At 62.0% G+C, this 7,117-nt stretch carries 5 protein-coding genes and 1 other RNA gene; 3 read left to right on the top strand and 3 right to left on the bottom strand.

Translation table 11 applies throughout. The features are described from left to right. On the top strand, positions 1 to 2,799 hold a 2,799-nt coding region (locus F8J34_RS09645; protein WP_297058913.1), incomplete at its 5' end, for a molybdopterin-dependent oxidoreductase. 12 nt (positions 2,800 to 2,811) lie between these two features. Further along, positions 2,812 to 3,834 carry a transglutaminase domain-containing protein gene (locus tag F8J34_RS09640; RefSeq protein ID WP_297058911.1) on the top strand — a complete coding sequence of 341 codons (1,023 nt, stop codon included), beginning with the start codon at positions 2,812 to 2,814 and terminating at the stop codon, positions 3,832 to 3,834. Here the strand turns inward: F8J34_RS09640 and F8J34_RS09635 are convergent. Then, complete coding sequence (locus F8J34_RS09635; RefSeq protein WP_297058908.1) at positions 3,831 to 4,688, bottom strand: universal stress protein; 858 nt, start codon at positions 4,686 to 4,688, stop codon at positions 3,831 to 3,833. The two genes, F8J34_RS09640 and F8J34_RS09635, sit on opposite strands and share 4 nt — an antisense overlap. A 220-nt stretch (positions 4,689 to 4,908) precedes the next feature. Between F8J34_RS09635 and F8J34_RS09630 the strand changes: the two genes are divergently transcribed. Continuing rightward, positions 4,909 to 5,445 (top strand): class I SAM-dependent methyltransferase, encoded by a 537-nt coding sequence (locus F8J34_RS09630; protein WP_297058906.1) that lies wholly within the window; start codon positions 4,909 to 4,911, stop codon positions 5,443 to 5,445. Positions 5,446 to 5,448: 3 nt separating this feature from the next. Here F8J34_RS09630 and F8J34_RS09625 read toward each other — a convergent pair whose 3' ends face one another. Then, the gene (locus F8J34_RS09625) at positions 5,449 to 6,819 is read right to left on the bottom strand and encodes a TrpB-like pyridoxal phosphate-dependent enzyme (RefSeq protein ID WP_297058903.1); all 1,371 of its coding nucleotides are present in this window, start codon (positions 6,817 to 6,819) and stop codon (positions 5,449 to 5,451) included. A 64-nt stretch (positions 6,820 to 6,883) separates the two neighbouring features. After that, positions 6,884 to 7,117, bottom strand: an RNA gene (rnpB, locus tag F8J34_RS09620) — RNase P RNA component class A; the annotation flags it as partial.

The following is a 7,117-nucleotide window of genomic DNA, read 5'->3' as shown; positions in this document are numbered from 1 at the left end:
TACACCGTCTGCCTGGCCTGTAACGCCCGCTGCGGTCTGAGGGTAAGGGTAAAACAGGGAAATCATCTTTCCTTCGAGGGGAACCCCTACCATCCCTATAACCGGGCCGGGGAACCCCTGCCCTACACCACCCCGGTGCGGGAGAGCCTCTCCGTTCCCGCGGCCACCTGCGGCAAACCCCAGTGCGATCCGGATTATCTGCGAAACCCCTATCGTGTCCTGCTCCCGCTTAAACGAAACGGCCCCCGGGGCTCGGGGCGGTTCGTGCCCATCTCCTGGGATCAGCTCATCCGGGAGATCGCCGAGGGCGGAAAACTCTTTGCCCATCTCGGAGACGAGCGCCGCTATCCGGGGCTTAGGGATGTGCTCTCCGACGAGCCCATCGACCCCGGGGCCCCGGAGCTTGGCCCCAGGCGCAACCAGTTGGTGTGGATTACCGGTCGCTCCCAGGCCGGACGCAAGCACTTCATTGACCGGTTCGTGAAACAGGCCGTGGGTTCGGTCAATCGTATCGGGCACACGGATATCTGCGGGCTGGGGTTCCGCATGGGGAACTACATCCTCACCGACGGGGCCGAGGTGGAGATGAAGGCCGATGTCCAGCGGGTGCGCTATCTCCTCCTTTTCGGGGCCAATATCTTTGCCGCCGGGCAGCCCGGGCCCACCACCCTGGGGGCCATCCTGGCCCGGCGGGCAGCCCGGGGCGAAGTCCGGGTGGTGATCGTGGACCCCCGGGGCCACGAGGGGCTTTCCATCGCGCACGAGTGGCTTCCCGTGCGTCCCGGGGAGGACGGGGCGCTTGCTCTGGGAATGCTCCGGGTGATGCTGGAGGAGGATCTCTACGACCGGGCCTTCCTAGAACTACCCTCGGAGGAAGCGGCCCGGGCTGCAGGGCGCAACACCTTCACCAACGCCACCCACCTGGTGGTGGTGGAAAAGGAACATCCTCTTTACGGACGCATCCTCCGGGTGAGGGACCTTTCGGGTCTTTCGGGTCCGGAGGAGGACCCGGTGGTGGTCTCCGGGGGCGCGCTGGCCCCGGCCTCAGGTGCTCGCCGGGCGGAGCTTTTGTGGGAGGGCCGGGTTCGGCTTTCCGAAGGCTCCCGGGTCCGGGTGAAAACCGCCTTTTCCCTCTTCCGGGAGGCGGTCCTCGCACACCCGCTGAAGTATTACGCCGAACGCTCCGGGATTCCCGCCGAGAAAATCCGCCGGATCACCCGGGAATTTGCTGCCTTTGCCCCGGCCTCCGCGGCGCACGCCTATCACGGCGGGGGAAACTATCCGGGCGGGGCCTACGCCAGCTACGCCATCGCCCTTCTCAATGTGCTGGCGGGAAACGTGAACCGCCGGGGAGGATACCTTCCCCGTGGAGCTGCGGCCGGCGACTGGCGCCGGGGAATCTACGACCTTACCCGCTTCCCCGGAGCCCTTAAACCCCGCGGGGTCAAGATCTCGCGGGAGAAGGCCGCCTACGAGAAAACCTCGGAATTCCGGCGGAAGGGATATCCGGCCCGTCTGCCCTGGTTCCCCTTCACCAAAGGGGGACTTTCGGTCTCCGCCCTGGAGGGGATAGCCGCGGGGTACCCTTATCCGATAAAGATCCTCTTCACCTACTTCTTTAATCCGGTCTATAGCGTCCCGGGCGGGAAACGTTTCGAGGAGGTTCTGGCGGATCCGGAACGGGTGCCGCTTCATGTCTCCATCGATGTCACCGTAAACGAGACCAATGTCTATGCCGACTACATCGTCCCGGATGTGACCTATCTCGAAGGCCACTACGGTTTTCTCACCCCGCACGCCCCGGGGGGACACTTCACCGCGGTGCGCACCCCGGTGGTGGAACCGCTCACCGGCCGCACCCGGGATGGAAGGCCCTTCTCCCTGGAGACCTTTCTCATCGATCTGGCCTGCCACCTGGGGCTTCCGGGCTTCGGGGAATCGGCCATACCGGACCGCCGGGGCCGGCTCCATCCCCTGCGGGAGGCCGAGGATTTCTACCTGCGGGGCATGGCCAACCTTGCGGAAAACGCCGGGCTTCCCGAGGCCCCGGCGGAGGAGGTGGCTTTCGTGGAAAGAAACTATCCCGTGGCCCGAAAGAAGGATCTCCTTCCCGGGCGGGAGTGGCGCCGGGTGGTCACCCTGCTCGCCCGGGGCGGGGTCTTCCGCAGCGAGGAGGAACTCTTCGACTCCCGGGGGAATTTCCGGGGGAAGGTGAAGAAACTCCATCTCTGGAACGAAGGCCTGGCCGCCTCCGGCTCCGGACTCTCGCCGGAAAGGTTCCACGGCACGGTGTGCTACCCGGGAAAACGCCCCTTCTGGGGAGAGGACCCGGAGGATCTTCCCTTCCTCCTGATCACCCACAAGCTCGCCCTCCACACCCAGTCGCGCACCATCTGCTATCGCCGGGCCCTGGCCCTCTGCCCGGAACCCCCGCTTCTCCTCCATCCCGAAGAGGCCCGAAAACTGGGAATTTCCTCCGGGGATCGGGTCCGCATCCGCTCCCGGGCCCTCCCCGAGGGAGCGGTGGCGCGGGTGGAGGTCTCGGAAAGGGTGCGTCCGGGCTGCGTGGTCCTTCCCCATCATTACGGACACTGGCAGCACGGGGCGGGAAGGCTCTTCGTCCCCGGGGCAGAAAGGGTCTTTCTCGGCGGAAAGGAGGTGGCCCGGGGTGAGGAGGTGAGACCCGACCCTTCCCGGGCCCGGGGCCTGGCCCCCAATCTCCTTTTCGGGGTAAGGCTCGACCTGCTCGGCGGCATCCCGGACTTTAGCCTGGAACGGGTAAAACTGGAAAAGGTTTAAGGAGGAAGGGCCTTGCTTAAAAGAATTTCGGTTCTCGTTCTTTTGCTGGTGCTGGTTCTCCCCGGGTTTTCCCGGGCGGAGGATACCGTTTCCGGAAGGCTTATCTGGCGCGTAAGGATCCATCCCCGCGCGAGGGCCTCCAGGGCCCGGCTCTGGCTCCCCTATCCCCCCACCACCCCGGTTCAGCGGGTAACCGATCTTCGTCTGCGGGGAAATTATCGCCGGCACGGGTTTTACACCGATCCCCGCGGAAACCTCATTCTTTACTTTGAATGGGACCTCACCCGCACCCGTCGCCCGGAGCTTGAGGTCTCCTATGGGGTCCTGCGGCGGGAGGTGGTGCGCCGGGATCCTCCGCCGGCCCTTCCCGCTTACGACCCTGCGGTATTCGGCCCCTATCTTTCGGCCAATCGCTACCTTACCCTGAACGAGAGGGTGCGGGCTCTGGCCGAAAGAATTACCGCCGGGAGGAAGACCGTTCCGGAGAAGGCCCGGGCCATCTACGACTGGATCGTGGAAAATATGCGGCGCGATCCCAGAGTAAAAGGCTGCGGCCGGGGCATCGTCTGCGAGGTCCTCAGGCGGAGGTGCGGAAAGTGTGCGGACCTCAACTCGGTCTTCGTGGCGCTCTCCCGGGCGGCGGGGATTCCGGCCCGGGAGGTCTTCGGCCTGAGACTCGGGCGTAAGCCCGGCGAGACCCTCACCGGGGCCCAGCACTGCTGGGCGGAGTTCTTTGTGCCGGGTTACGGCTGGGTGCCGGCCGACCCCGCGGATGTGCTTAAAGCCGCCCTGGTGAAAGGCCTTCCCCCCACCGCACCGGAACTTAAGTCCCTGCGAGAATACTACTTCGGGGCCGTGGATGCCTATCGTCTGGCCTTCACCCACGGAAGGGATCTTATTTTAAACCCCCCACAGGAAGGCCCGCCCATCAATTACTTCGTCTATCCCTACCTTGAGATCGACGGACGACCGATGGATCCCTTCCTGGGGAGGGAGCTGGACTTCGAGATCCGGTGGGAAAAACCCCGAAGCTAGGGCACCACCAGGATCGCCGTCTTCTCGGAATGTCCGATTACCTTGGCCGTGATACTCCCCATAAAGAATCTTTTCAGCCCGGTCTTACCATAGGCCCCCATGATGATTAGGTCGGCCTTTTCGTCCTGGGCGATGCGCACGATAACCTCTGCCGGATTCCCCACCACCGGAAGGATCTCCAGCTTTACTCGGGAGGGCAATTCCTCTTCTTCCGCCAGGACCTTGAAGGCCTGAAGGATGGTACTGGCCAGAGGTAGCTCCTCCTCCCGGTGAGCCACGCTCACCCCTACCAGTTTCTTGACATAGGTACAGCGCTTGGCCATATTGATGGCTTCCTTTTCGGCCTTTTTGGCATGATAGGAGCCATCGGTAGCCACCAGCAGGGTCTCGCCGCGAACCTCGGCCTCCCGGGGAACCACCATCACCTTACAGGGAGCATAGCCGATAACCTTTTGCGCCACACTTCCCATGAGAAGTTTTTCCAGCCCTCCGTGCCCCCTCTTTCCCAGGATGATCAAATCCGCCTGCCGTTTGCGGGCTTCCTCCACGATGACCTTCCAGGCCTCGGGAAGCTCATGGATGATAATCTCGGCCTCTCCGCCTTCCTTCTCCACCATGTTTTTGATCTCTTCCAGAAAAGCCCGGTGTTCCTCGGGAATCCCTTTTATGGCCTCTAAGAGCGCCTCGGGAATCTCGGGGTAATATTCCCGTACATAAAGAATGTAAAGCTTGGCCTTACATTCCAGCACAAAGCTCACCGCCTGCTGCACCGCACCCCGACATTCCTCGGAGGCATCCACCGCCAAAAGTACGGTCTTTATGTCACCCATTAAATGCGTTTTGGCCTCTTCCATCCAAAACACCTCCTAAATTTGACGTTCTATTACTTTTTTAACTTATACGCTTGTGGCTAGTCAAGCAAAAAACCAAATATTTTCAGAGACTTTGAAGTCTTTATTCTATAAAAAGAGCGCTTAAAATATCTTTTTGGGAATAATCGGCCTTTTTGTGCGCGGATATCCTTTGGAGTCCCGTTTAAAAGTCTTGTCGAAGGACGTAAGATAGGATTTCCGGATGGATAGGATCCTGTGGATCTTTCTGGGGATAGCCGGGCTGCTCATCCTTTTAAAGCTCGCCTATGCCCTCTCCACAGCCCTGGTGCTTCCCCGCACCCGCGGGGCCATGTTCGTGGCCACTTCCCGAAGGATGATCCAGGCCATCCTGGAGGAGCTTTCGCTTTCACCCTCGTCCCGGGTGGTGGACCTGGGCTGCGGCGACGGGCGATTCCTGCGGGCGGTATGGCAACGCTACCGGGTGCGGGCCGTGGGCTACGAGATCAACCCCTTCGCCTGGGCCCTTTCCCGGATCTTAAACGCCCTTTTTCGCGTGCCGGCGGAGGTGCGCTTCGGTGATTTCATGCAGGCCGATCTTTCTGGCTATGATCTCATCTTCTGCTATCTCTTCCCGGATGTGTTGCCCCGGCTTGCGGAAAAGATCCGGCGCGAGGCCCGCCCCGGAACCCTCATCGTGAGCGCCAATTTTCCTTTTCCGGGTCTTAAGCCGAAAAAGATCCTCCGCCTGGAGGATCCCATCTATTTCTATCGTCTCTAACCCTCAGATCCCGGTGGGGAACTTGGGAAGATGCCTTAAGGCCTCCCGGATCTTTTCCTCGGGATACTCGTAATCTTCGAGTCTTCCTTCGAGATAGGCCTCATAGGCCGCAAGGTCAAAGTGCCCGTGCCCGCTGAAGTTAAAGACGATGACCCTCTCCTCTCCGGTCTCCCGGCAGCGCAGGGCTTCGTCCACTGCCGCGCGGATGGCATGGCTGGTCTCCGGGGCCGGGATGATCCCCTCGGTGCGGGCAAAAAGCACCGCGGCCTCGAAACAGGCGGTCTGGGGATAGGCCCGGGGTTTGACGATTCCGGCCTTTACCAGCTGACAGACCAGCGGGGCGTCGCCGTGATAACGCAGGCCCCCGGCATGGATACCCGGAGGCTCAAAGGTATGCCCCAGGGTGTACATGAGAAGAAGCGGGGTGAGACCGGCAGTGTCCCCGTAATCGTAAGTATAAACACCCTTGGTGAGCGTAGGGCAGCTCGCCGGCTCCACGGCGATGACCTCCGCGGAAAGACGTCCTTCCAGAATCTCCCCGATAAAGGGAAACGTAAATCCTCCGAAGTTGCTCCCCCCGCCCACACAGGCGATAAGAATGTCGGGCTTCTCTTCCAGCAGGGCGAGCTGTTTCTGAGTCTCAAGCCCGATCACCGTCTGGTGCAGCAGGACGTGATTGAGCACGCTCCCCAGGGCGTAATTAGTGTCCTCGTGAGTGGCGGCATCCTCCACAGCCTCGGAGATGGCAATCCCCAGGCTCCCCGGGGTCTCGGGATTTTCGGCCCGGATGCGACGGCCGGCCTCGGTGCGCTCCGTGGGCGAAGGGAAGACCTGCGCTCCCCAGAGGTGCATCAGGGTGCGCCGATAGGGTTTCTGTTCATAGCTCACCCGCACCATATAGACCGTGCATTCCAGGTCAAAAAGCCGACAGGCCAAGGAAAGGGCGCTTCCCCACTGTCCGGCCCCGGTTTCGGTAGCCAGCCTTCGAATGCCCTCTTTCTTGTTGTAATAGGCCTGGGCCACCGCGGTATTGGGTTTGTGGCTTCCCGGAGGGCTTACGCTTTCGTCCTTGTAATAGATGCGGGCCGGGGTCTTTAAGGCCTCCTCCAGGGCCCGGGCCCTCCTCAAAGGGGTGGGACGCCAGAGACGATAAACCCTCCGCACCTCCTCCGGGATCTCAATCCAGGGCTCCTGGCTCATCTCCTGTTCCATAAGGGCCCGGGGAAAGATCCGCAGAAGATCCTCCGGGTTTACGGGCCTTCCGGTGCGCGGATCAAGCGGCGGGGCCGGAGGCTCCGGAAGCCGGGGAATAATATTGAACCAGGCCTCGGGAAGCTCCTTTTCCGGAAGTAAAACCTTATTTTCCGGGGACATGTGCACCCTCCGGGAAAGATCTCTGGAGGGTTAGCTTAGCAGACCGCCCGGCGAAAAGCAAAAGGGGAAGGGGCGGTCATAAGCCGGGTTCTGTAGCCCCGCGGGGCTTTCGCCCCTGCGGGGTGGCGGCCATTCCTCTGGGCGGCCGGTTGCCCGGCCGCTCAAGCGGCCTACCCGGGGGCATCGGGCGGGCCACCCTCAAACGCCCCCCTATGCGGCCTTTCTCCGGGCGGGGTTTGCCGTGCCTCCCTCCCTTGCGGGAGGGAGCGGTGGGCTCTTACCCCACCGTTTCACCCTT

The sequence above is a fragment of the Thermosulfurimonas sp. genome, assembly GCF_015491435.1.
Taxonomy (GTDB): Bacteria; Desulfobacterota; Thermodesulfobacteria; order Thermodesulfobacteriales; family Thermodesulfobacteriaceae; genus Thermosulfurimonas_A.
Note: the sequence above shows the minus strand (reverse complement) of the source record. Positions and strands in the feature narration are given on the sequence as shown.

What these genes read in the sequence shown, in the direction of transcription:
- F8J34_RS09635 (WP_297058908.1), bottom strand. Translation starts at nt 4,688, where the DNA reads ATGGAAGAGGCCAAAACGCATTTAATGGGTGACATAAAGACCGTACTT.
- F8J34_RS09625 (WP_297058903.1), bottom strand. Translation starts at nt 6,819, where the DNA reads ATGTCCCCGGAAAATAAGGTTTTACTTCCGGAAAAGGAGCTTCCCGAG.
- F8J34_RS09630 (WP_297058906.1), top strand. Translation starts at nt 4,909, where the DNA reads ATGGATAGGATCCTGTGGATCTTTCTGGGGATAGCCGGGCTGCTCATC.